The following is a 23975-nucleotide window of genomic DNA, read 5'->3' on the forward strand; positions in this document are numbered from 1 at the left end:
CCATGAGGGAGCCTGAACAGCAGGAGCCCGCCTATGTTCTCCATCGCCGCGCCTGGCGGGAAACCAGCCTTTTGGTGGATGTTTTCACCCTGAATCGGGGCCGCATGACGCTGATTGCCCGCGGCGCGAACAGTGCCAAAAGCCCTCTGAAGGCGCAGCTTCAACCGTTTCAGCCATTGCTGCTCGACTGGACCGGCCGGGGAGATCTGAAAACCCTGACCCAGGTTGACGTTCGCCCGGGCCCGGAGCTCCGACGGACCCAGGCTCTCTACAGCGGCCTTTACCTCAATGAGCTTCTGCAGAAAATCCTGCCGCCGGCCGATCCGCACCCCACATTGTTTGCTGCGTATATCGATGCGATTGCCCGTTTGTCCGAGGGTGGCGCAATCGAGCCAGTCCTCAGACGATTCGAGCGAACGTTTGCCAGTGCTCTTGGCTATGATTTTGCCTGGGATCAGACCACGGACACTCGGGCACCGGTCGAGCCTGGCAACACCTATTGTTATGATCCGGAACAGGGTATTGTCTGTCAGCCTTGTCCCACCGTCCGGTTGCAAGGCCTGCCCGGCGAGACATTGCTGGCCATTGAGGCCGGTGATCTGGAAGCGCCGGATGCCCGGCGCGTGGCGAAAAAAGTCATGCGGGTTCTGATGGATTACCTGCTTCAGGGCAAGCCGCTGAACAGTCGGGCCCTATTCATGCATCTTCGGGGAGAAAACCATGAATCCTAGAGTACTGCTTGGGGTCAATATTGACCATGTCGCCACCCTTCGCCAGGCGCGGGGGACGCGATACCCGGATCCGGTGCAGGCCGCCATTATGGCGGAAGAAGCGGGCGCCGACGGTATCACGATTCATCCCCGGGAAGACCGGCGCCACATTCAGGACAGGGACGTACTGCTGCTGCGAGAAGTCCTGCAAACCAAAATGAACCTGGAAATGGCGGTCACCGATGCCATGCTGGCTTTTGCCGAGCAGGTACGCCCGGAGTGCGTATGCCTGGTACCGGAGAAGCGGGAAGAGCTTACGACAGAAGGTGGGCTTGACGTCGAAGGCCAGGAAACGCGGATTGCCAAGGCGTGTGAACGACTGAGAGCGATCGGAGCGGAGGTGTCGCTGTTCATTGATCCGGATCCGGCCCAGATTGATGCGGCGGTTCGTTGCGGGGCTCCGGTTGTCGAGTTGCATACCGGCGAGTATGCCGAAGCGAGAACCCCGGAGCAGGAAGACGCCGCGTTCGATACTCTGCTCAAGGCAGTCGCCCATGCCCGCAAGAAAGGGCTGGTGGTGAACGCCGGGCACGGCTTGCATTACCACAACACCGAACGTGTTGCCGCTATTGAAGGCGTCAACGAACTGAATATCGGCCATGCCATTATTGCCCGTGCCGTCTTCACGGGGCTGAAGGAGGCCGTGTCCGATATGAAAGCGATTCTGGAACGGGCGCGCCGCTGATTTCCCGTATTCCGCGTCAGGAGGTGGTTTCCTCCGGGTGGGGTTGCTCACGGAAGAGCTGTTGCCAGTCGGTCTGTTCGCTCCAGATCTGCAGGCGCTCGATGGCAGAGACGAGTTGATTCTTATGGGCCTCAATGTCAGCCGCGCCGCGTTTCAGTGCGGTTTCAAGCTGATTGGCGGCGCTCCTCAACTCGGGCACGCCACAGTACCGGGTGGCGCCGTGGAATTTGTGAACGCATTCCAGCAGAGGCTCCATCTCCTGCTCCGTCCAGAGCGCTTCGATCTTCTCCAGATCCGCAGGCAACTGCTCCAGCAGCATGCTGAATAGTTCTTCCGCCAGATCGGTTTTTCCCGCTGCAAGCTGGATGCTTTCTTCAACGCTGACGCAGTCTTTTTGCATCTTCCGGGTGGATGGGCGTAACACCCGCCTGGTGTCCCTCACCTCGGGAATCCGCTCGCCGGATCCGGATTCTCCCGGCTCGTAGCCGGTGGATTCACGAATGATGGCCGTCAGTTGACTGCTGCTGATCGGTTTTGCCATGTACCCGTCAAAACCTTGCTGCGCGAGTCGGTCCTGTTCGTCGGCCAGGGCGTGCGCCGTCAGGGCAATGATGTGGGTCCGGTGGTTGCCGGAGTCGAGCTCCCGGATCCGGGCTGTCGTCTCTACGCCGTCCATGCCGGGCATCTGAAGATCCATGAAGACCAGATCAAAGGGGGCCTGACGGGCCTTGCTCAAAGCTTCGAAGCCGTTGCAGGCCCCTTCCGCCTCAATCTGGCAGTCATGCAGAAGCGTCATGACGAGCTTCAGATTGGCCTCGTTATCGTCGACCGCCAGAACCCTCGGGACATTGTGTCGGAACGCCTGGATCGTCGATGGTGCCGGCCGCCCCGGAGCGCGTCCGCCCGTGTGAATGCCGTGGACGAGCAGCAGGAGCTCGTCGTACAGAGTGGCGCGACAGACCGGCTTGGTCAGATGGCCACTCGCCTGGCCGGACATGGCTGCATCGTGGGTTTCCAGTGTCGGCGTGAGCAACAGGGTCCGGCAGTCCCGATCGACTTCCAGGGTCCGGACAAGGTTGCCGTATTGGCTCGAGCTGAGCAGGTGCCGTGTGATGCCGATGATGGCAACGGCATAGCCGGCCTGGCTTTTCTGGGCTTCTTCGATCTGTTCCTGCATCGCTGCCGGCGAGGATGCTCGGTCGACCTCCATGCCCCAGTCGCGCAGCATATGCTCTACGGCCAGTCCCGTCGTTTTCTGTTGCTCGAGGTAGATCACCCGCTCACCCCGGAGCGCATCCCTTGGCGTCACCGCGTCGTTACTGGTCGACAGTTCCGAGTTGAGTGTGAACCAGAACGTGGAGCCTTTGCCCAGTTCGCTTTCAAGGCCGATCTTGCCACCCATTTCCTCGACCAGTCGCTTGGAGATCGCGAGCCCGAGTCCGGTTCCACCGTACTGGCGGGCAGTTGAGGCATCCGCCTGGCTGAAGGCGTTGAACAGGGATTGTTGCTGCGCCCGCGACAGGCCGACACCCGAATCGGTGATGCTGATGCGAAGGGTGACACGATTGTTTTCGGTGTCTTCTTCCTCAAGGCTGACTCGCAGGACAACCTCACCGGTCTGGGTAAACTTGATGGCATTGTTGACCAGATTGGTGATGACCTGTTTGACCCTCAGAGGGTCGCCCATCACGTTATCCGGAACATCGTTGTAAACCAGGGGGGCCAGGTCCAGATTCTTGGCGTGTGCCGCGGGAGCCAGCATCACCATCACTTCCTCGATAATATCCCGGAGCTGGAATGGCACCCGGTCGAGAATGAGTTTGCCGGCTTCGATCTTGGAGAAATCGAGGATGTCGTTGATGATCGTCAGAAGAATCTCGGACGATTTCCGGATGGTGTTCAGATGGTCCCGCTGTTGCCGTGGCAGCGGGCTCTTCAGAAGCAGTTCGGTGAAACCGATGATGCCGTTGAGGGGCGTGCGGATTTCATGGGACATGTTGGCCAGGAACTCGGACTTGATCCGGCTTGCCTCAAGCGCCTCTTTGCGCGCGAAATCCAGCTCGATGTTCTGGATCTCGATGGTTTCCAGCGTTTCACGCAGATCTTCCGTGGCCTGATCGATATTCTGCTGCATTTCAGCCTGGGCCTTGCTGAGCTCCGAGGCCATGTCATTCAGCCCGGATTCCAGCTGCTCGAATTCGGGCCCGGCGCCCGTGTAGACACGGGTATCGAGTTTGCCTTCCTTGAGTTTTGCCACCGCTTCGTTGAGTTCAAAAACCGGGTCGGTGAAGGCGCGGCTCAGGCGCAACGCAATGGCGAGGCTGACCAGAACACCGCCGAGCACCAGAAGCAGCGATATCAGCATCGCCTTGTAGGTCTCCTTTTCAGTCCGGACATGGGACATTTCCACGGAGACCCAGCCCAGCGGGTCTTTCCGATTGGCCATTGACTGGTGGAGATCCGGGTCCAGCATGGTTTCGATCATGAGATCCTGCAGGTAGACCGGGGTGATGAAGCGGGTACTGGTGCCGTCGGTGATCCGGGTAGCCTTGCCCGAAGGCAGGTCCGTGCCATCAGGAGACTCGGAACTGCCGGGGCCGGTATGCAGCAGACGTTTACTGTCACTACCGTAGAAGGTAATGGAGCGAACATCCTGCTCTTCCAGCAGGGCGTTGGAGAGGCTACTGAGCAGGCCGCGGTTCGCGGTGAAAAGACCATACTCGGAGGCAGAGGCCAGCTGGCGGGACAACGACTCGCCGCGATCACGGAGGAGGTGTTCGATGTTATTGACCCAGCTATAGGTAAAAAACAGACCGAGCACGACGGTTGTCAGAAGGGTGGGGACCAGGGTCACCACCAGAACTTTCTTGCGAATGCCCCAGCGCCGCATACCATTTTCCTGAAAATTGCCTGGCCCGCGATCAATCGCGGGGAAACTTCCCTGTCAGAATAGTTGATCCGGAACGCGTCGGCTGTGGTACCTGTCCCAGCGGGTCCGGAAATTTCAGCGTTTATAGCCCGCGGTCATGGATATAGCGAGAAGCCGTATTGGGATGACGCGACCATAACGCGTATGATTCGGACCCAAAAGTGTACCACAGGGTTTTGTTATGAATTTTCCCACCATTGAAGATTATGTTGGTCATACGCCGCTGGTCCGCCTGCAACGCCTGCCCGGGAACACGAGTAATGTGATTCTGGCCAAGCTGGAGGGCAACAACCCGGCGGGCTCGGTCAAGGATCGCCCTGCCATCAGCATGATCCAGGAAGCCGAGAAGCGTGGGGATATCAAACCGGGCGACACCCTGATTGAGGCAACCAGCGGCAACACCGGCATTGCACTGGCGATGGCCGCCGCTATCAAGGGGTATCGGATGGTCCTGATCATGCCGGAAAACATGAGCGAGGAGCGTCGGGCCTCGATGCGTGCCTACGGTGCAGAGATCGTCACCGTTACCCGTGAAGAGGGTATGGAAGCGGCGCGGGACCTGGCTCAGGCGATGGAAGCCGAGGGCAAGGGCAAGGTCCTGGACCAGTTCAGCAACCCGGATAACCCGCTGGCCCATTACCGGACGACTGGCCCGGAGATCTGGGAGCAAACGGACGGGCGAGTGACCCATTTTGTCAGTTCCATGGGGACGACCGGCACGATCATGGGTGTTTCCCGGTATCTGAAGGAACGCAATCCCGACATCCGGATCATAGGTCTTCAACCGAAAGAAGGCGCCTCAATTCCGGGTATACGACGGTGGCCTGAGGCCTATCTGCCGAAGATCTTCGATGCCACTCGCGTGGATCAGGTGCTCGATATCGGTCAGGAAGAAGCCGAGGACACCATGCGGGCGCTGGCCGCCCGCGAAGGGATTTTTTGCGGCGTGTCGTCGGGTGGTTCGATTGCAGCGGCACTGAAACTGTCCGAACAGGTTGAAAACGCAGTGATCGTGGCCATTATCTGTGATCGCGGCGACCGCTATCTGTCCACCGGTGTTTTTCCCGGCGCCTGAACCCCGTCATCGAGAGATTGCAGTATGAGTAGAAGACGCAGGAAGGTCCTGCCTAAAGAGCCCGTTCGTTGTGTCATCGAAACCCTGAGCCACGATGGACGCGGTATTGCCCGCAGCGATGGCAAAACCCAGTTTGTGGACGGCGCTCTGCCCGGTGAAACGGTCATGGCAAAAATGGTATCCACCCGTAGCCGGTTTGACGAGCTTCGTGCGCTTGAGGTTCTGGAATCTGCACCGGAACGGCAAGCGCCGCCCTGTGAATTTGCGGATCTGTGTGGTGGCTGCAGCCTGCAACACATGAGTGCGGACGCCCAGATAGGGTTCAAGGAAAACACCCTGAGAGAGCATTTTGCCCATTTCGGGGGCATTGAACCCGAAGCGTGGGTGCCTCCCATGCGTTCCGAGGCCAGTGTCGGTTATCGCCGCAAGGCCCGGTTGGGCGTTCGTTACGTCAAGGCCCGCGAGTCGGTACTGGTCGGGTTCCGTGAAAAGCGCAACAGCTTCCTGACGGACATCGATCACTGCGTGGTGATGGATCCCCGGATCGGGGAACGAATCCTGCCACTGCGGGAACTCCTCCACGGCATGGATGCGTTCGATCGTATCGCGCAGGTAGAAGTGGCTTGCGGGGATGACGTCGCCGCCATGGTGCTCCGGAACATGGACGATCTCAGTGATCGGGATCGCCAGGCCCTGATCGACTTTGGCAAGGCCCACGAATTGCATATCTACCTGCAGCCGAAAGGGCCGGATACGGTCCATCGAATCTGGCCGGCATCGGCTGGCCGTGCCGACGAGCGCCTGCACTACCGGCTGGAGGAATTCGACCTCACCATGGCATTTCATCCCATGGACTTTACGCAGGTCAATGCAGGGATCAATCGCAGCATGGTACACCGGGCCGTGGAATGGCTGGATGTTCAGCCCGGGGAAAGGGTGCTGGACCTGTTTTGTGGCCTGGGCAATTTCACGCTGCCCCTGGCGCGCCGCAGTGGCCAGGTGGTCGGAGTGGAAGGCGATGACGCCATGGTTGTCCGGGGCCGGGAAAACGCGGTTGCCAATGGTTTGCAGAACGTGACCTTCCACGGTGCAGATCTCCATGGCGACTTTACTGGCCAGAGCTGGGCGCGTGAGGGTTTTGACAAGGTGTTGATCGATCCTCCCCGATCCGGTGCGGAACAGATCTGTGAGCATCTGACGGCCTTCGGTGCCAGCCGGATTGTCTACGTGTCCTGCAACCCGGCAACCCTGGCGCGGGATGCGGGTGTGCTGGTGCGTAATGGCTATCGGCTGGTACGCGCAGGTGTGATGGATATGTTCCCTCACACGACGCATGTAGAGTCCATTGCCCTGTTCGAGCGGAGCGAGCGCTGAACGGGGATCGGCGCGGCCACGGATGGTCGCGGTAAAGAACGGTAACCAGAAGACCGCTATGGTAAAAGTTCGCGAAGATTATGCTGTAACCGGAGACGGCGAGGTAGACATCGAAAAGTGTGTCAGCCACATCGCCTCCCAAACCCACCTTGAGGACATAGATCAATTTCGTCGGGCCTGTGAGAAGGCTGCCGAGATCGATCTACAGGCGTTCCGGGAGGACCGCCTCTGGGCGCCCGGATCAAGCAGTTTCCGTATTGGTCTGGAAATGGCCCAGGTACTGGCCGAGCTGCATCTGGATCAGGCCAGTCTGGTGGCCGCGATGCTCTACCGCGCCGTCCGGGAAGAACGGGTCCCCCTGGAAACCATCCGCAAGGAATTTGGCGATGAAGTCGCCGGCCTGATCAATGGCGTCCAGCAAATGGCCGCCATCTCTTCCATTCATCATCCCCTCAAGGGCAATGTGCTGGGCCAGAGTGAGGGCCAGCTGGATAACGTTCGCAAGATGCTGGTTACCATGATCGACGACGTTCGCGTTGCCCTGATCAAACTGGCAGAACGGACCTGTGCGATCCGGGCGGTCAAGAATGCGCCCGAAGAAAAGCGCATGAGGGTGGCGAGGGAAGTGTTCGATATCTATGCTCCGCTCGCCCATCGGCTGGGGATCGGACATATCAAGTGGGAACTCGAGGATCTCTCGTTCCGCTACCTGCACGAATCCGCCTACAAGAAGATCGCCAAGCTGCTGGATGAAAAGCGCCTCGATCGGGAAGGCTACATCAAGCGGGTGATCGATACGCTCCAGACGGAATTGTCCGAGGCGGGCATTGCCGGCGAGCTGTCCGGCCGGGCGAAGCATATCTACAGCATCTGGCGGAAAATGCGGCGCAAGGGCATCGATTTTTCCCAGGTCTACGATGTAAGAGCGGTCCGCATTCTGGTGCCGGAGGTCCGGGATTGCTATGCCGCGCTGGGGATCGTCCACACGCTCTGGCGCCATATTCCCAACGAGTTTGACGATTACATCGCCAATCCCAAGGAAAACGGTTACCAGTCCCTTCATACCGCCGTGATCGGGCCGGAGGGCAAGGTCATGGAAGTCCAGATCCGTACCCACAAGATGCATGAGGAAGCCGAACTGGGTGTGTGTGCCCACTGGTTGTACAAGGGAACCGACAAGCACAACAAATCGACCGGGTACGATGCCAAGATCAACTGGCTGCGCCAGGTGCTGGACTGGCAGGAAGAGCTGGGGGATTTGTCCGGTCTGGCAGACCATCTCAAATCCGACGTGGCCTCGGACCGGGTCTACGTCTTCACACCGGAAGGGCATGTGGTCGATCTTCCTCAGGGAGCCACCCCGGTGGACTTCGCCTATCGGGTGCACACCGAGATCGGGCATGCCTGCCGGGGCGCCCGGGTCAACAGTCGAATCGTGCCGCTGACCTATCCCCTCAAGACCGGCGACCAGGTGTTCATCCTCACCTCCAATAACCAGGCGCCCAGCCGCGACTGGCTGAATCCGAGCCTGGGCTACATCCAGACTTCGCGGGCCCGGGCCAAGGTCACGCACTGGTTCAAGCAGCAGGATCGTGGCAGGAACGTTATCGATGGGCGGGCCATTCTCGAGGACGAGTTCAGGCGATTGTCGCTGTACGAGGTGGATCTGGATGAGTTGGCCCGCCGGGTCAACTACCACGGCTCGGAGGACATGTTCGCGGCTGTCGGAGCGGGAGACCTGCGCCCGACCCATGTGGCCAATGTGGCCCAGCAGATGCTTGAGCCGAAGACGGAACAGCTCGATCTGAAACTGACCAGCCAGCGCAAGAAGCCCTACGACACCGAGTCGGATATCCAGATACTCGGGGTGGGCAAGCTCAAGACCCAGGTCGCGAAATGCTGCAAGCCTCTGCCGGGAGATCCCATCGGCGGTTACATTACCGTCGGTCGCGGTGTCACCGTGCACCGGCTGGATTGCCTGACATTTCTGAATCTTCGCGAATTCGAACCGAACCGGATTATCGAGGTGAGCTGGGGTGGTGCGCCTGCAGCCGTCTATCCCGTGGACATCGAAATCGAGGCTTATGACCGTTCCGGACTCCTGAGAGACATTACCCAGGTGCTGTCTGCCTCGAAAAGTGATGTCCTGTCGCTCAATACGCTCAGCAACCGGAATGAGAATACGGCGACCATGAACGTCACCGTGGAAATCTCCAGTTTGGAGCAACTGGCCCGGTTGCTGGCGCAGATCCGGAATCTGCCCAATATCATCGACGTGAGGCGCAAACGCGGATGAGTTATTCGATTGACGATCTGAAGGTACTGATGGCCCGCCTGCGGGAGCCGGAGACCGGCTGCCCCTGGGACACGAAGCAGACCTACGCCACCATTGTGCCCCACACGATCGAGGAGGCCTACGAGGTTGCGGACGCCATCGACCGAGAGGATTATCCACACCTGAAAGACGAACTTGGTGACCTGCTGTTTCAGGTCATCTTCTACGCGCAGATGGGCCGCGAGGATGGCCATTTTGATTTTGACGGGGTGGTCGACCATCTCGTTCGCAAGCTGATCCGTCGGCACCCGCACGTCTTCCCGGAAGGTACTCTGGACAGCCGTATTGATCCGGACAATCGTCCTGACGAAGCCTGGATCAAGGAGAGCTGGGAGCGCATCAAGGCCGAGGAGCGCGCCGAGAAAGAGCAGGGCGACAGTGGCCCTCGATCCGAAATGCCCGCGAGTCGCCTGGATGGTATTGCCCGCACCTTGCCTGCCATGGCCCGAGCCGAAAAGCTTCAGCGACGGGCGGCCCGCCATGGGTTTGACTGGCCGGAGATTGCGCCGGTGTTCGATAAACTTCACGAGGAAATCGACGAATTGAAAGAGGCCTGGCAGGCCGCCCAGGCGGGGCATGGCGATCCCGATGATGTCGAGGACGAACTGGGTGACCTGCTGTTTGTCTGTGTCAACCTGGCACGTTTCATGAAGGTAAATCCGGAGCAGGCTCTCAAGCGCACCAACCACAAATTCGATGCCCGGTTCCGGGCCATCGAATCGGTACTGGCGCAAGAGGGCCGAAATATGGACGAGGAGCCTCTGGATGCACTGGATGCCGTGTGGCAAGCGGTGAAAGGGGTGGAGAAGACGAGCCGCAAAAAATGAGACCTGCTCTGCGGTAAGTACAATCCGTTACCAATTTTCCGGCCCCCGACAAGGAGGCTTCGTCTACACTTCCGGTATCGGACGCACTGCTGTTGTGCGCCGGACGCCATCAAGAAGATGCAGGAGTGAAGGCACTATGAAAATCAAAGATCTGGTCAATTACTGGGACAAGCATGCTCGGGGACGTTTGACCCGTGATGCCTATTTCATGGCGCTGTCTGACCAGCATCACAAGCGACTGGAAAAACTGGCGGCACTGTATCCGATGAAATCGTCGCAGGATCTGATGCGCGACCTTATTTCGGCATCCCTCGACGAGCTCGAAACCAGTTTTCCTTATGTGCAGGGCACGAAAGTGGTGGCGTACGATGAGGATGGGTTTGAGATTTACGAAGATCAGGGGCTGACTCCACGCTTCGTCAGCCTGAGTCAGAAGCACATCCAGCGTCTCAAGGCCCGCCAGATCGAATCGGTCGCCTGATTTCTCCTTCTTCCTGACCTGCCCGGTGTGGCTGTGTGCCACGCCGGTCGTCAGGCTGAGAGTACCTTACTTCTCTTTGTTCTCCAGCCGGTCCTTGATCGGGCTCTGACGAACCAGATCGTCCAGGGCTGCACCGATCATGTCATTCAGAATATCCGCTTCCGAACGGTCGGGATAAAGTTCCGCCAACGCTGCAACCCGGGCCGCATCCTCCAGCGGCAAGCGCAGGTTGTAGTCATGGGTGCGTTCTACGGCTTCTTTTTTCTGTTCCCAATGCTTGGGCAAATCGGTGACTTTCATGAGTACTCCTTGCTGCCATGGGCGGTTACGCCGATAGACTTCTTCAACTGATTCTTAGTATCGTAAGTTTACTTTGCCTCCGTCAATTCAAAAGGACGTTAATGTGACTGAGCTACATCCCGATCTGCGCGAAAACGTACGTATGCTGGGCGAGCTGCTGGGGCAGAACATCCAGCATTATCCTGGCCAGGACTGCTACGACCTGATCGAGGAGATACGGGCGGCTGCCAAGTCCGATCGCCGCCAGGAAAGCGGTTCCGGGCAACGACTGGTCAGCCTGCTCGGAAAGCTCAGCGACGACGAACTCCTGCCCGTGACGCGTGCATTCAATCAGTTCCTCAATCTGGCCAACCTGGCCGAGCAGTATCACGGTATCCGTCGGAAGCGGGGGCACCAGTCCGATCTGATGGTTGAGTCGTTTGCGGACGTATTCGACCGTTTGAAGACGGGCAAGGTGTCTCCGGAAGAGTTGCATCGCCGGGTGGCCGAACTTCGCATTGAATTCGTGTTGACGGCCCACCCGACGGAGGTGACCCGCCGGACGTTGATCATGAAATACGATGAAATGTCGGACTGTCTGGCGCAACTGGATCACGACGACCTCATGCCGGCGGAACGGGACGAGATCGTCGAACGTCTGTCGCGTCTGATCGCCGAAGCCTGGCGCACCGACGAGATTCGTCATGAGCGGCCGACCGCAGTGGACGAAGCCAAGTGGGGCTTTGCCGTGATCGAGAACAGTCTCTGGCAGGCCCTGCCCGATTTCCTGCGAAGCCTGGATCTGTCGTTGTCGGAAGCGACGGGGAAAGGATTGCCCCTGCAGGCCTCACCGGTCCGGATTGCCTCCTGGATGGGGGGCGATCGCGATGGCAATCCGAATGTCACCCATGACGTGACCCGCAAGGTATTCCTGCTGGGGCGCTGGATGGCTGCGGACCTCTTCCTGCGGGATATCCAGTCACTGCGGGCAGAGTTGTCGATGTGGCAGGCGAATGAGGAGCTTCGGGCCAGAGTGGGCGAGTCCCGGGAACCCTATCGACAGGTGCTGGCGGAACTCCGCGACCGACTGATACGTACCCGTGACTGGGCGGAGGCCAGCGTCAATGGCGAGCCGGCGGACGCTTCCGGGATTCTTTTCGAGAATGGCGATCTGACCGAACCACTCGAACTTTGCTATCGCTCGCTGATGGACTGTGGTCTTGAAACCATCGCCAATGGTCCGCTGCTGGATACCATCCGTCGCGCCCACACCTTCGGATTGCCACTGATTCGTCTGGATATCCGCCAGGAGGCGTCGAGACATGCCGAAGCGGTGGCGGAAATGGTGGATTACCTCGGAATGGGAGATTACCTGAGCTGGTCCGAGAAGGAACGGCAGGCCTTTCTGGTCCGGGAGCTCCAGGGGCGGCGACCACTGGTGCCACGTAACTGGGAACCGTCGGACTCGGTGCGGGAGGTTCTGGCCACCTGTGAAGTGGTGGCGGGGCAGACGCCGGAAGCCCTGGGATCCTATGTCATCTCGATGGCGAGTACGCCATCGGATGTTCTCAACGTGATCCTGTTGCTGCGCGAGGCGGGGATGAAATTCCCCATGCGTGTGGTGCCTTTATTCGAGACGCTGGACGATCTGACCGGGGCGCCCGATGCGATGGCGGCTCTTTATGAAGTGGAGTGGTATCGCGAGTACTGCCAGGGACGCCAGGAAGTAATGATCGGTTACTCGGATTCCTCCAAGGATGCCGGCCAGTTGATGGCGGCCTGGGCCCAGTATCAGGCCCAGGAAAAGCTGACGCATGTTGCCAATCAATACGGCGTTCACCTGACCCTGTTCCATGGCCGCGGCGGAACGGTTGGCCGCGGTGGTGGGCCCGCCAACCGGGCGATCCTTTCTCAGCCTCCGGGATCGGTGAACGGCAGTTTCCGGATTACCGAACAGGGTGAGATGATCCGGTTCAAGTTCGGATTGCCCCGATTGGCGGTGCAGAGCCTTACGCTCTATACCACGGCGGTGATTGAGGCGACGCTGGCACCACCTCCACAGCCGAATGACAGCTGGCGGGAAACCATGGACTGGCTGACCGAACGGTCACTCAAGGCCTATCGGGACGTGGTGCGTGATAATCCCGATTTCGTCCCCTATTTCCGCCAGGTGACGCCCGAACAGGCGCTTGGCAAGCTCGCTCTGGGGAGCCGGCCCGCCCGACGCAAACCCTCGGGCGGTGTGGAGAGCCTGCGGGCCATACCGTGGATTTTTGCCTGGACCCAGATGCGACTGATGCTGCCCAGCTGGCTTGGCAGTGACGTTGCGCTGGAGGACGCCGCGCGGGATAACCGCCTCCCGCTGATGCGTGAAATGATGCAGGGCTGGCCTTTCTTCCGCACCTATGTGGATATGCTCGAGATGGTTCTCGCCAAATCGGATCTGAGAATTGCCTCCTATTATGAGAAAATCCTTCTGGACGATGACCGTTTGCGAACCCTGGGAGAGAGCCTGAGGGAGAGACTTCAGGGCTGTATCCAGCGTCTCCTGGAGCTGAAAGAGCAAAAAGAATTGTTGGAGCAGGAACCGGTATTCGCCCACTCGATGCGGGTTCGCAATCCGTACACCGACCCTTTGCACTATCTTCAGGCGGAATTGCTCAAGCGAGACCGGGAGAGTGAGGGTAAAGGTGAGGTTCCGGAGATGGTCGAGCGTGCTCTGAAGGTAACCATGGCTGGCATTGCCGCCGGTATGCGAAACACTGGCTGACGGATTTATCGGCGTCTCGGACGCTCATTGAGGAAAAGGAGTATCAATTTGGCACTGGCGGCACGACTGGCGAATTTTTTCCAGAAAAAGGGCATCGATTACCGGGAATTGCCCATTGATCAGGTCCTCAACCTGGATGCCGCAGTGATGGCCTCCGGTCGTCCGCAGAATGAGTTCGTTCAGGCCACGCTGCTCATCGACATTGAGGGGGCCATGATGGCCATCCACCGGTTCGACAGCGCGCTTGATCTGGATGCAGTCCGGCAGTTGACCGGGCGGCGCCTCCAGCCACTGACAGCACGTCAGACCACGAGACTGTTTTCAGACTGCGACCCAGGGTTCGCTCCGCCGATCGGTTCGGCCTACGGGCTGAAGATGCTGATCGATGAGGATGTCCTGAACCTTGATCGTGCGGTATTCACCGCCGGCACGGACAACTCACTTGTCGAAGTGGACGGCCGAAGTCTTCGCCTGGCCCTTGCGGGCGCTCGCAAGGCCCAGCTCGTGATCCGGGGGCAGGGTAATGGTGACCGCAAGGCGCTCAGCCTCGACGAAGTGGCTGATAAGCTCCAGAAGTTATACCGTTTGCCTCCGATGCCGGCGCTGGCGCTGAGAATCCTTCGTCTGACCGCCAATACCGAGGCGACGGCCCGGGAGCTGGCCGAACTGATCGAATTCGATCCGAGCCTGACGGCCCAGATCATGCGCTACGCCCGCTCGGCATTGTTCAATTACCCGGGGCAGGTCAATTCAGTTCAGGAAGCGGTTACCCGTGTACTGGGTTTTGACAGGGTCGCCCATATCGCTCTCGGCATTGCGTCCGTGCGCGCCTTTGAGGTCCCGCGGCAGGGCATGCTGGGGATGGATGCATTCTGGCGTCATTCCCTTTACTGCGCGTTTGTCTGCCAGAGCCTCGCTGTCCGGTGCGACCTGGACAAAGGGCTCGCGTACCTGTGTGGCCTGTTGCACAACTTCGGCCTTCTGCTGGTCGGTCATCTGTTTCCGGCCGAGTTCGACGAACTCAATCAGTTACGTGAGGCCAATCCGGAGGCCAGTATGCATTCGCTGGAGCAACAGGTCTTCGGCCGGGCTGACAGTCAGGAGATTCTTGCGGTCGGCCATGGTGCGATTGGCGGAATCCTCCATCGACTCTGGCAGCTTCCGGATCCGGTCATCAAGTCCGCCGGAATGCACCAGCACCCCGGCTATCACGGTGAGCACGAACGTTACGTGCTGGTCGTGCAACTGGCCAATGCCCTTCTCAAACCCCGTGGGATCGGTGATGAATTCAACCCGGACGACGTTCCGTCCCTGCTTGAGGCGCTTGGATTCGATGCCGGAATCCTGGACGGGCTTGAACAGGAAGTTGACCGGGTCGCTCCTGAGCTGGATGCCCTCGCAACCTCTCTTTCCGCCTGACGCCCATCCTGCTGCGACGCCCTCGGGCCGTTCCGTTCTTGCTCCATGATACGGAGGTCGACTTTCTATGGGGCGACTGAGTTCGTATAATGCGGCCTCGTCGCGTTTCCCCGGCAACCGCCCAGGGCGTGAGAGGCTGTCGCAAAGGCACGGGTTTTTGCCGCAGCTTTTCAAATGATAAAGAAGACAATGGGAGCACAACGTATGCGAATCATCATGTTAGGCGCGCCGGGCGCGGGCAAGGGGACTCAGGCCCAGTTCATCACCGAACGGTTTGATATTCCCCAGATCTCCACCGGTGACATGTTGCGGGCCGCGGTGAAATCCGGTTCCGAACTGGGTAACCAGGTGAAAGAAGTCATGGCGTCCGGTGGTCTGGTGTCAGACGACATCATCATTGCCCTGATCGAGGAGCGTATCCAGCAGCCTGACTGTAAGAACGGTTTCCTGCTCGACGGCTTCCCGCGCACCATTCCCCAGGCTGAAGCACTGAAAGACCAGGGCATCGCCATCGATTATGTCGTCGAGATCGCGGTCGATGACGAGGAGATCGTCAGCCGCCTGTCTGGTCGTCGCGTGCATGAGGGCAGTGGCCGGATCTACCACGTCAAATACGATCCTCCCAAGGTTGAAGGCAAGGACGATGAAACCGGCGAGCCTCTGGTTCAGCGCGAAGACGACCAGGAAGAGACGGTTCGCAAGCGCCTGAAAATCTACCATGAGCAGACCGCTCCCCTGGTCGGTTTCTACCAGCAGTGGGCGGAGAAAGATGCCGCTGCGGCGCCCAAGTATGTTCGCGTCGAGGGCGTTGGCAGTCTGGACAGCATCCGGGACGAAATTCTGTCCCGTCTGAAGTAATCGGATACGGCGATCGGGCTGGGCTCTTGTGAAACTTCTCGCACTGGATACCTCATCGGAGGGCTGCTCTGCAGCCCTGTTGGTTGACGGAGAATTGACCGAGCGTTTCGAGGTTGCGCCCCGTGGGCACACCCGTCTGCTCATGCCAATGGTGCGGTCGTTACTGTCCGGGCAAGGCCTGGCGCCAGTCGATCTGGACGCTCTGGCGTTTGCCTGTGGTCCGGGCTCCTTCACCGGGCTGCGGATTGCCACCGGCGTGGTCCAGGGGATGGCCTGGGGTCTTGAGCTCCCGGTGGTTCCGGTCTCTTCCCTGGAAGCGGTGGCATTTGGCGCCATTGAGGCATTTGATGCCCCGGAAGGCGACGCGATTGCGGTGGCGTTCGATGCGCGTATGGGGGAAGTGTACTGGGGCTGTTACGAGATCCGGCGAGGCTTCCCGAGACTTATGGGTAAAGAACGCGTTTGCCCCCCGTCGGCGGTTCGCCTTGAAGGTGATTCCGGGCGGTGGCTGGGTGCCGGACCGGGCTGGCAATTCCGCAGTGATATGCCCTCCGATGTGACGGAGCAGATGGCGATGGTCGAACCGGATTTGCTGCTCCGGGCGAGTTGGGTGGCCCGTCTGGCCGAAAGCGCCCTGGCGGATGGCCGAACCGTACCGGCCAGTCAGGCCCAGCCCGTTTACATCCGGGACGAGGTAGCCTGGAAAAAACTTCCCGGCCGGGCCTGAGTACCCGGGTTGGTCAACACGCTTTCAATCCTGCCCGCTTTCTTTCATACTCGGCTAATCTTTGATCATTCGTTGAGCGGTGTTTTTCAATGATTGGCGGTATCAGCCCCGGTAATCAATCTCTCTACCAGAACGGTAACAATAGCCCCGTCCGGGAACGGACCGAGGGTGCCCGTGCACCGGCGGCCTCGCCGGATGCCAACTCGCAAGCCGTTCGTCAGAACCTGGCCGACAACGGGCGACGGTCCACGTCAGAACCCACGGCTCCGGGCAGTGATAATCTGGCCCGTCGGGTAGAGGCCCGGCGGGCTGCCGAAGACACTCGTCTGGAGCGCTTTCAGGCCAACGAACTGCCACTTCCAACCGCGAAGGCTCTCTCCACATTTGCCGGTGTCGCTGCAGCTGGCCAGGATTCGGGTGCTGCGAGCTCACTCGCCGGCATTGATATTATCGTCTGATGACCTCCCGATCCGTATCTTCGCGCCGGACGATTCCGTCCCTGATCGTCGGTCGCAGTCCCCTTGGTGATGCCCTGAAAGCCCGGGATTTAAGTGAACGTCTTGGCATCCCGGATCGTGGCGTACTTCGACCGAAGGATGTTACCGACGTCCCCCTTGTTATTTACCTGGATGAGGCGGGCGTCTGTCTGCAGGTGACGGGTAAAGGGGCGCCAGGGCCGGTCCGTGCCGAGTTTGTGTCGGGCAAAATGGGGTATCGACGGGAACACGGTGGCGGTGCAGGGCAGTTGGTCGCTCGCGCGGTCGGTTTGCAGAAAAGCCGCGCTCGACCGGCGGTGCTGGATGCCACGGCGGGCCTTGGGCAGGATGCTTTCGTGTTGGCCGGGCTTGGCTGTGACGTCACTCTGTTCGAACGCAATCCGGTTATTCACGCTCTGTTGGAGGATGGCCTGGATCGCGCCCGGCTGAATACCGATTGCGCGCCCATCGTTGCGCGGATGCATCTGGCGGAAGGGAGCAGTAGCGACTGGATGCGGCAGAGGGAACCCGGGTCCGTGGACATCGTCTATCTGGACCCCATGTTCCCGCACCGAGACAAGTCGGCCCGCGTCAAAAAGGAAATGGAAGTCTTTCGCCAGGTGGTGGGCGAGGATCCGGATGCTGAAGAATTGTTGTCGGCTGCCCTCGCGGTTGCCACCTATCGAGTCGTGGTGAAGCGCCCGCGCAAGGCTCCGCCCATTCCGGGACCGGAGCCCAGTACCCGGATTGAAGGCAAGAGCAGTCGTTACGACATTTACGCCATCAAGGCCCTTCCTGACGCCTGAGCCGTTCAGGCGCCCATCATGGTGACCTGCTGGATGGCCTGGCGCTTTTCCACGCTCAGGACCAGTCTTGCGTCCTCGGCCACCTCTTCCAGCCCCTCACCGTAGCTGATCAGGCCGTTTTCGTCGGTGGTGATAACGCCGTTCTTCTGCATGTTCGCGATGAAATTGCGGAACAGGCTCTTGTCGAAAAATTCCGGGGCATTCAGCCCGAACAGGATCGACATACGCTCTGCCAGCAGTGTGCTCTGCTCTTCCAGTTCGCTCGCGCTGATCTTGCCCGAGCCGTATTTTCTCAGTATCCCGAGGGCAATGTGATAGCGCTCCAGCGTCTGGATGATGAAGCGGGACAGGATGCGCAGGCGGAGCATGGCTTCGGTCCCTTCCTCCGGTCGGCCAATCCGGTCGTCTTCCAGGGTTGTCAGGAGACCAAGGTCGACCAATACATCGATCCACTGGTTAATGATCCCGTCAATTTCCTCCATGGAGTATTTCAGGAACAGCTCCGATTGCAGGTAGGGATAAGCGACACTGGTCAGGAACACGATCTTGTCCCGGCGCAGCGAATCCTTGTTCTCGAACAGGCTCGCGATCAGCGAGGGCAGGGCAAACAGATGCTGGATGTTGTTCCGGTAGTAGGTCATCAGGATGGCATTGCTGCCCTCCAGGGCAATGATGTCCCCCAGCTTCTGCGGCTGGCGAGTGATCAGTCCCATGGATTCACAGTAGGCAATCCAGTCTTTGCCCGAGCCCTCCGGAAGGGTCACTGTCTCGGCGTAGGGGAAGGTGGTGAGCAGCCGGGCGTACTGGTCCATCAGTCGGATCAATTGCCCTTCGTCCATGGCGAGGCGCTCTGTACCCAGAAGCACCGTGGCGGTCATGCCGATCGGATTCACGGCCACGGAGGCGTTGATGTTGGCTGCGACCCGCTGCGCGAGTACGTCCACCGCATCTGTGAGCCAGGCGGGCCGGTATTCCGCGTCGTACGCCTCATCACGCCAGCTGTCATGAACGGTGTCCAGGACCTGGGCCAGCGGGATTGCATCGCCGAAGTTGACAGCCACCCGACCGAATGAATTGGTCAGCTTGCGAACGGTCTTGGCCAGTCCGAACACGCTCTCTTTCTGTTTCTTCTTGCCCCGGAGTTCGCCCAGGTAGGAGCGACCTTCCATGACTTTCTCATAGCCGAAATAAACCGGCACAAAAACGATGGGTTTGCGATGATCACGAAGGAAGCTCCGGACCGTCATCGACAGCATTCCCGGCCGGGGTTGCAGCATGCGTCCGGTGCGGCTGCGCCCACCTTCTATGAAGTATTCCACTGAATAGCCCCGGGAAAACATCACGTGCATGTATTCGTTGAAGACGGTCGCATAGAGGGGGTTGTCCCGGAACGAGCGACGCATGAAAAACGCGCCGCCGCGTCGCAGAATCGGCCCGACGATCGGCATGTTCAGGTTGATGCCTGCGGCAATGTGTGGCGGCATCAGTCCGTTCTTGTAGAGCACGTAGGACAACAGCAGATAGTCGATGTGCGAACGGTGACAGGGCACATAGACCACCGCGTTATCCTGCGCGACCTCCTTCACTTCCTGGATGTTGTTCACCGCGATACCGTTGTAGATCCGGTTCCAGAGCCAGGAGAGCACCACTTCCAGAAAACGGATGGTCACGATGGACATGCTGGCGGCGATTTCGTCCGCGTATTTATAGGCTTTACCGCGTACCTTCTCGGGCGGAATGTCGTCTTTTGCCGCGGTTTCCCGGATGGCTTCTTTCACTGCCTGGGTCCTGACCAGCCCCTCCACCAGTGTTCGCCGGTGGGACAGATCCGGGCCGAGCACCGCCTGCCGAACGCGGCGGAAATGGGTTCGCAACAGGCGAGCCAGCTTCCGGTTGGCTCGCTCCTCGCTGTGCCGGTACTCATCAATGACCTGCTTCAGGGACAGCGGCTGGTTGAACTGAACGTAGGTATTCCGTCCATGCACCATGATGATCAGAAACTTCTGCAGGCGCCCGGCCACAGACCAGGTGTCGGATAGCAGCAGCTTCACCAGGGATTTTTCCTTGTCCGGGGACCGCCCCCAGAACAGGGATACCGGCACGATCTGCACATCCTGTTCAGGATGCTCCAGTCCATAGCGCACGAGGGCCTGGAATTCGTTGGTGGGAACCGGTGTCTGCCGGCCGCCGCTGAACAGACCGCCAATCCGGCGATAGAGAAAAAAGAACGAATGAGCGGGACCGTTCTTGACCGGCAGTGCTTCGCTGGCACCGGGCAAATGGGCTCGAATTACCTCCTGCTCCAGAACCAGGCGGCTGGAGAGGGAACTGTACTGGAGCACGTAGCAGACCGGCTTTTCCGGATCGAGGCCCAGGGTCTCGGCGCTGTTACCACTGACATCCGTCCGGACCCACAAGAACAGAATCTTGCGAAAAATGGTCAGGATCAGGCTGCGAAAGCCCTGGTAAAGTCGCATAAGGTGTCGCTCCGGTGACTGAAAACAGGCGCTAAGTTTACTTGGTTGGGCTTTGGGCGGAAAGTCGCCGGATCATTCTTGGCACTCCCTGCAATGTGGTACATTGCCGTTCTGTTTCAACGAAAAAGACGTTCACCGCCGATGAGCACTTCAGACTGGAATCCGGGCTGGACCACCGAACCGCCCGACCACACTGCGCGTTTTCTGCTGGTTTCCGGCTCGGATATCGTCAAGCCCCGGAATGGCTGGCTCCATGCCGGAGAACAGACCCGACTTCAGGACCTGTCTACCGGCCCGGTATCGCTGGGAACGTCGGGCGAGCGACCGCTTTATGTAGCAGAGATTTCAGAGTTGCCGCCGGAGGCTGAGCCGGTCAGTCTGAGGGAAGCCCTGCTGGCGGGCGAGGAGGCTCCAGCTGCCCTTTTGAGTACCGGGCTCCAGGTGCTTCAGTGGTGGCGGGATCACCGCTACTGTGGGCGTTGCGGTCAGGAAACCGGGCTTCACGCACGGGAGCGGGCAAAATGGTGTGACGCCTGCGGTATCCCATGGTACCCGAGAATTGCACCCTGTGTGATCGTTGTGATCCGCAAGCAGGATCGATTCCTGCTGGCGAAGAACGCGCGGGTGAAGCGACACTTCTACAGCCTGATTGCGGGATTCGTGGAAGCGGGAGAAACCCTTGAAGAAGCGGTCGCCAGGGAGGTGTTGGAGGAGACAGGCCTGACGGTGAACAACATCCGGTATCAGGGATCCCAGCCCTGGCCTTTTCCTCATCAGCTCATGGTCGGTTTCTTTGCGGATTACGTCGATGGCAGCTTGGTGCTTCAGGAGGACGAGCTGTCGGACGCAGGCTGGTTTGCGCCCGGTGATACGCCGCCCATACCGCCGGAGACCACCATTGCCGGTCGCCTGATTCAGGCAATGGAGCGCGAAATCGCTGGTGACGTGAGCGCCGGGTGACGTCCATGTCCAGAATCCTGGTATTTGACTCCGGCGTGGGTGGGTTGAGCGTTGCCGACTGTATCCACCGCGAGCTCCCCGCAGCCCGGCTCGTCTATCTGGCCGACACGGCCGGTTTCCCCTATGGCAGCCAGCCCGAGGCCGTGGTTATCGAGCGTTGCACATCGCTGATTCTCAAGGCCCTGGCCGAGACGCCCTGCGATGTCGTGGTGGTGGCCTGCAATACCGCGAGTACGGTGGTGTTGCCTCGTCTGCGGGAGTTGGTGCGGGTGCCGGTGGTGGGTGTTGTGCCCGCAATCAAGCCTGCCTCAAAATTGACCGTCAATGGCCGAGTGGGCGTGCTGGCAACACCGGCGACCATTCGACGACCCTATCTGGCCCGCCTGATCGACAGTTTTGCACCGTACTGTCAGGTGGAGCTGCTCGGCCATCCCGGTCTGGTCCGCTGGGCAGAGGATCTGGTGCGAGGCCAGCCGGTGCCTCGGGATGAACTCGCGGAGGCCATTGAGCCTCTGCTTCTGGCCGGTGTTGATACGGTGGTTCTGGGCTGCACTCACTATCCGCTTCTGCGTTCGGACCTGGAGGCTGTGATGCCCGGGGTTCGATACTGGGTGGACTCGGGGGACGCCATTGCCCGCCGGGTTCACTATCTGCTGAAAGAATCGGGGATAGAAACCGGACCGGGTTCCCCCGGTTCCGATGAGCCACCGGTCTCACGCGTGTTGCTTTCCGGTGCGTTGCCCGACGGTTTGCTGACTTTCATGGCGTCGATCGACCTGGTTGCAAGCCAGGCCGATCAACATTGGGGGGGACTGGCAGACCCGGTCAGAGCAGCCGGGTCAGTTTGAACATGGCGAGGAATTCCAGCGCGGGAATGGCCCGCCGGTGGCAGCAGTAGGTCTTGAAGGTCTCGCCACGGAACCGGGACTTGGTGAATTCCAGCCCCTTGAAATTATAAAGAAAGTTGCCTTTCTCGTAGATCAGGTGGAGAAGGCGTTTCAGCAGGCCGCTTTCCTGATGTTCTGTTGTTCGATCCAGCGACAGTGGAATGAGTCCAAGATCGAGATAGGGCACGCCTTCGGCCTTGAACACGTCCATGGCGTGGGCCATGAGCGTGTAGAAGATGCCCTGACGGAACTCGGCATTGGCCCTGGAAATATTCGGAACATAACTGATGATCTCATTGTTCCGGTAGATCGGGTCGAAGTAGATGAAACCCACCGCCTTTCCGTTTTCATAGGCATAGAAATGGCGCTCATTCTCCCGATACTCCATCTCCATGGGCCGGATCAGAAAGCGGATCTCATTGCTCTTGCATTTTCTCGTCCGGATCCAGGCCTCGGAGATCTCCCGGGTGTGGTCATCGCTGAAGCGCTCCTTGACGGTAATCCCTTTTTTCTCGGCCTGGTTCAGTGCGGTCCGGAGGATCTGTTTTTTCTTGCCCGAGAGATTCCATTTTCGCAGATCGATCCGCGACTCACTGCCAAACTGCGTGCCGTACATGCCGAACCTGAGATGCAGGAAATCCACCACTGAACGGGATACCTGGATATAACTGGCGTTGGGGAAGCGCTGGTGGAACCGTTCAAGCATGACGGCAAAGTTCTCGGGGGCACACACCGGATCTGAAAGCACAAAGGTGCCGCCCCATTTGCGCATGTAGGCGATGTAACCGATGCCGGGCAAATCGAAATATTGCATGCCCGGCTGCAGGGTGGAGAAGGACTGCGAGTGGGTTCCGTGCTTTTTAAGGAACGCGACGCGCTCGGCAAAGCTGAAGTTGCCGCTCTCCAGGACCCTGAGGCTGTCCAGTGCAAGAATCTGATCCGTCATATCTATGCTCCCGGTTTCTTTTTGTTGGCGGAGAACGCTGGGTTAGGCCTGCTTGCGCCCGAGGATGGACCAATAGCAATCCATGTTGAGCAGCTTGAAGTGCTTCTTGTCGGTCACCTTCAGTCCCAGACGCTGCATGTGTTCGGGGTAGTTATAGATCTTGTGGAATGCGTTATTGGCGAACAGCCAGAACACGAAGACCGCCATGTACCAGTACAGTTTCTTGAACAGGCGGGAGAGCAGGTTGCCCGTCGGGTAGCAGAAATCGCCGACGACAACTCGGGCGTCGGCCTTGCCGAGGCGGATCAGGTGTTCCAGGACCCGGACCATCATGTCCTCGTCGAAGACGTTCAGGAAAAAGTTGGCAATGACCATGTCGTACTGCTCGAACTCGTCGACTTTCATGATGTCGCTGTGAATACGGCGGATGGTCAGGTGGGGAGCTTCCTTCTCCTGAGCTTCCCCAAATTTCCGCAGCATGGTTTCTGACAGATCGACGACAGTCACGTCGGCGCCCAGTTCGGCCGCACGGATGGCATCACGACCGTGTCCGACGCCGGCGAACAGGATTCGGTCACCGGGTTGCACTGTCTCCACATCCAGCATTGCGGTCTTGCACCGGTGAATGTTCTTTCCGCTGTAGAGGTTGCTCAGGAGGTCGTAGACCGGGCCAATGTATTTGTACTTGTCGCGCATGATCACTGCTGCCTGTTCCTAGTCCTTTGTTGCCGAACCCTTGTTGTCGTTCTGAGCTGCCTCTGATCGATGAGAGCAGGGACGGCCGGTTGGGTTTCGACGCCTTGTGGTTAGGAGATTAAGAGACAGGTGGGGGGAATTATGTGCAGTACTGCGCATTTCCGGATACACAGCGTAACGTAACGCTACACTTTGCAA

Annotated in this window: 20 protein-coding genes; 15 read left to right on the forward strand and 5 right to left on the reverse strand. The window is 59.3% G+C overall.

The window, feature by feature from the left end:
* The first annotated feature begins 2 nt into the window (after positions 1-2).
* Positions 3-731 (forward strand): DNA repair protein RecO, encoded by a 729-nt coding sequence (gene recO, locus MSNKSG1_RS01335; protein WP_008937431.1) that lies wholly within the window; start codon positions 3-5, stop codon positions 729-731.
* Positions 721-1455: a pyridoxine 5'-phosphate synthase gene (pdxJ, locus tag MSNKSG1_RS01340; protein WP_008937432.1), complete on the forward strand. Its 735-nt coding sequence runs from the start codon at positions 721-723 to the stop codon at positions 1453-1455. The genes recO and pdxJ overlap by 11 nt, the downstream gene beginning before the upstream one ends.
* Positions 1456-1471: 16 nt before the next feature.
* On the opposite strand, the gene MSNKSG1_RS01345 is transcribed toward pdxJ, so the two are convergent.
* Entirely contained in the window at positions 1472-4345 is a 2874-nt protein-coding gene (locus tag MSNKSG1_RS01345) for an ATP-binding protein (RefSeq protein ID WP_008937433.1), read from the reverse strand.
* Between the two features lie 220 nt (positions 4346-4565).
* Between MSNKSG1_RS01345 and cysM the strand changes: the two genes are divergently transcribed.
* The 5 genes from cysM to MSNKSG1_RS01370 all read left to right on the forward strand — a co-directional run bounded on the left by cysM (position 4566) and on the right by MSNKSG1_RS01370 (position 10476).
* Positions 4566-5459: a cysteine synthase CysM gene (gene cysM / locus MSNKSG1_RS01350; protein WP_008937434.1), complete on the forward strand. Its 894-nt coding sequence runs from the start codon at positions 4566-4568 to the stop codon at positions 5457-5459.
* Between the two features lie 24 nt (positions 5460-5483).
* Positions 5484-6833, forward strand: a complete 1350-nt coding sequence (rlmD, locus tag MSNKSG1_RS01355) for a 23S rRNA (uracil(1939)-C(5))-methyltransferase RlmD (protein WP_008937435.1) — start codon at positions 5484-5486, stop codon at positions 6831-6833.
* Positions 6834-6891: 58 nt separating this feature from the next.
* Complete coding sequence (relA, locus tag MSNKSG1_RS01360) at positions 6892-9129, forward strand: GTP diphosphokinase (protein ID WP_008937436.1); 2238 nt, start codon at positions 6892-6894, stop codon at positions 9127-9129.
* The gene (mazG, locus tag MSNKSG1_RS01365) at positions 9126-9995 is read left to right on the forward strand and encodes a nucleoside triphosphate pyrophosphohydrolase (protein WP_008937437.1); all 870 of its coding nucleotides are present in this window, start codon (positions 9126-9128) and stop codon (positions 9993-9995) included. Before relA ends, mazG begins: the two co-directional genes overlap by 4 nt.
* A 136-nt stretch (positions 9996-10131) precedes the next feature.
* Positions 10132-10476 carry a hypothetical protein gene (locus tag MSNKSG1_RS01370; RefSeq protein WP_008937438.1) on the forward strand — a complete coding sequence of 115 codons (345 nt, stop codon included), beginning with the start codon at positions 10132-10134 and terminating at the stop codon, positions 10474-10476.
* 66 nt (positions 10477-10542) lie between these two features.
* Here MSNKSG1_RS01370 and MSNKSG1_RS01375 read toward each other — a convergent pair whose 3' ends face one another.
* Positions 10543-10776: a hypothetical protein gene (locus tag MSNKSG1_RS01375; RefSeq protein WP_008937439.1), complete on the reverse strand. Its 234-nt coding sequence runs from the start codon at positions 10774-10776 to the stop codon at positions 10543-10545.
* Between the two features lie 103 nt (positions 10777-10879).
* On the opposite strand from MSNKSG1_RS01375, the gene ppc reads away from it, so the two are divergent.
* The 6 genes from ppc (at position 10880) to MSNKSG1_RS01405 (ending at position 17811) form a co-directional block, all read left to right on the forward strand.
* Complete coding sequence (gene ppc / locus MSNKSG1_RS01380; RefSeq protein ID WP_083870906.1) at positions 10880-13525, forward strand: phosphoenolpyruvate carboxylase; 2646 nt, start codon at positions 10880-10882, stop codon at positions 13523-13525.
* 48 nt (positions 13526-13573) lie between these two features.
* On the forward strand, positions 13574-14944 hold the full coding sequence (locus tag MSNKSG1_RS01385) for an HDOD domain-containing protein (protein WP_008937441.1): 1371 nt from the start codon (positions 13574-13576) through the stop codon (positions 14942-14944).
* 204 nt (positions 14945-15148) lie between these two features.
* Complete coding sequence (gene adk, locus MSNKSG1_RS01390) at positions 15149-15802, forward strand: adenylate kinase (protein ID WP_008937442.1); 654 nt, start codon at positions 15149-15151, stop codon at positions 15800-15802.
* A 28-nt stretch (positions 15803-15830) separates the two neighbouring features.
* Positions 15831-16529 (forward strand): tRNA (adenosine(37)-N6)-threonylcarbamoyltransferase complex dimerization subunit type 1 TsaB, encoded by a 699-nt coding sequence (gene tsaB, locus MSNKSG1_RS01395; protein WP_008937443.1) that lies wholly within the window; start codon positions 15831-15833, stop codon positions 16527-16529.
* An 89-nt stretch (positions 16530-16618) separates the two neighbouring features.
* Positions 16619-16987, forward strand: a complete 369-nt coding sequence (locus MSNKSG1_RS01400; protein ID WP_008937444.1) for a hypothetical protein — start codon at positions 16619-16621, stop codon at positions 16985-16987.
* Complete coding sequence (locus MSNKSG1_RS01405; RefSeq protein ID WP_008937445.1) at positions 16987-17811, forward strand: class I SAM-dependent methyltransferase; 825 nt, start codon at positions 16987-16989, stop codon at positions 17809-17811. The genes MSNKSG1_RS01400 and MSNKSG1_RS01405 overlap by 1 nt, the downstream gene beginning before the upstream one ends.
* Positions 17812-17816: 5 nt before the next feature.
* On the opposite strand, the gene plsB is transcribed toward MSNKSG1_RS01405, so the two are convergent.
* The gene (gene plsB / locus MSNKSG1_RS01410) at positions 17817-20288 is read right to left on the reverse strand and encodes a glycerol-3-phosphate 1-O-acyltransferase PlsB (RefSeq protein ID WP_008937446.1); all 2472 of its coding nucleotides are present in this window, start codon (positions 20286-20288) and stop codon (positions 17817-17819) included.
* 141 nt (positions 20289-20429) lie between these two features.
* Between plsB and nudC the strand changes: the two genes are divergently transcribed.
* Together nudC and murI are read left to right on the forward strand one after the other, a co-directional pair.
* Positions 20430-21248, forward strand: coding sequence for an NAD(+) diphosphatase (nudC, locus tag MSNKSG1_RS01415; protein WP_227497923.1), 819 nt, complete (start codon positions 20430-20432; stop codon positions 21246-21248).
* A gap of 5 nt (positions 21249-21253) precedes the next feature.
* On the forward strand, positions 21254-22096 hold the full coding sequence (murI, locus tag MSNKSG1_RS01420) for a glutamate racemase (RefSeq protein ID WP_008937448.1): 843 nt from the start codon (positions 21254-21256) through the stop codon (positions 22094-22096).
* Here murI and MSNKSG1_RS01425 read toward each other — a convergent pair.
* A complete protein-coding gene (locus MSNKSG1_RS01425; protein WP_008937449.1) occupies positions 22074-23081 on the reverse strand; it encodes a DUF2156 domain-containing protein in 1008 nt (335 codons plus the stop codon). The two genes, murI and MSNKSG1_RS01425, sit on opposite strands and share 23 nt — an antisense overlap.
* A 42-nt stretch (positions 23082-23123) precedes the next feature.
* Positions 23124-23777: a class I SAM-dependent methyltransferase gene (locus MSNKSG1_RS01430; protein ID WP_008937450.1), complete on the reverse strand. Its 654-nt coding sequence runs from the start codon at positions 23775-23777 to the stop codon at positions 23124-23126.
* Positions 23778-23975 lie beyond the last annotated feature (198 nt).

This window comes from Marinobacter santoriniensis NKSG1, from assembly GCF_000347775.1.
GTDB lineage: Bacteria > Pseudomonadota > Gammaproteobacteria > Pseudomonadales > Oleiphilaceae > Marinobacter > Marinobacter santoriniensis.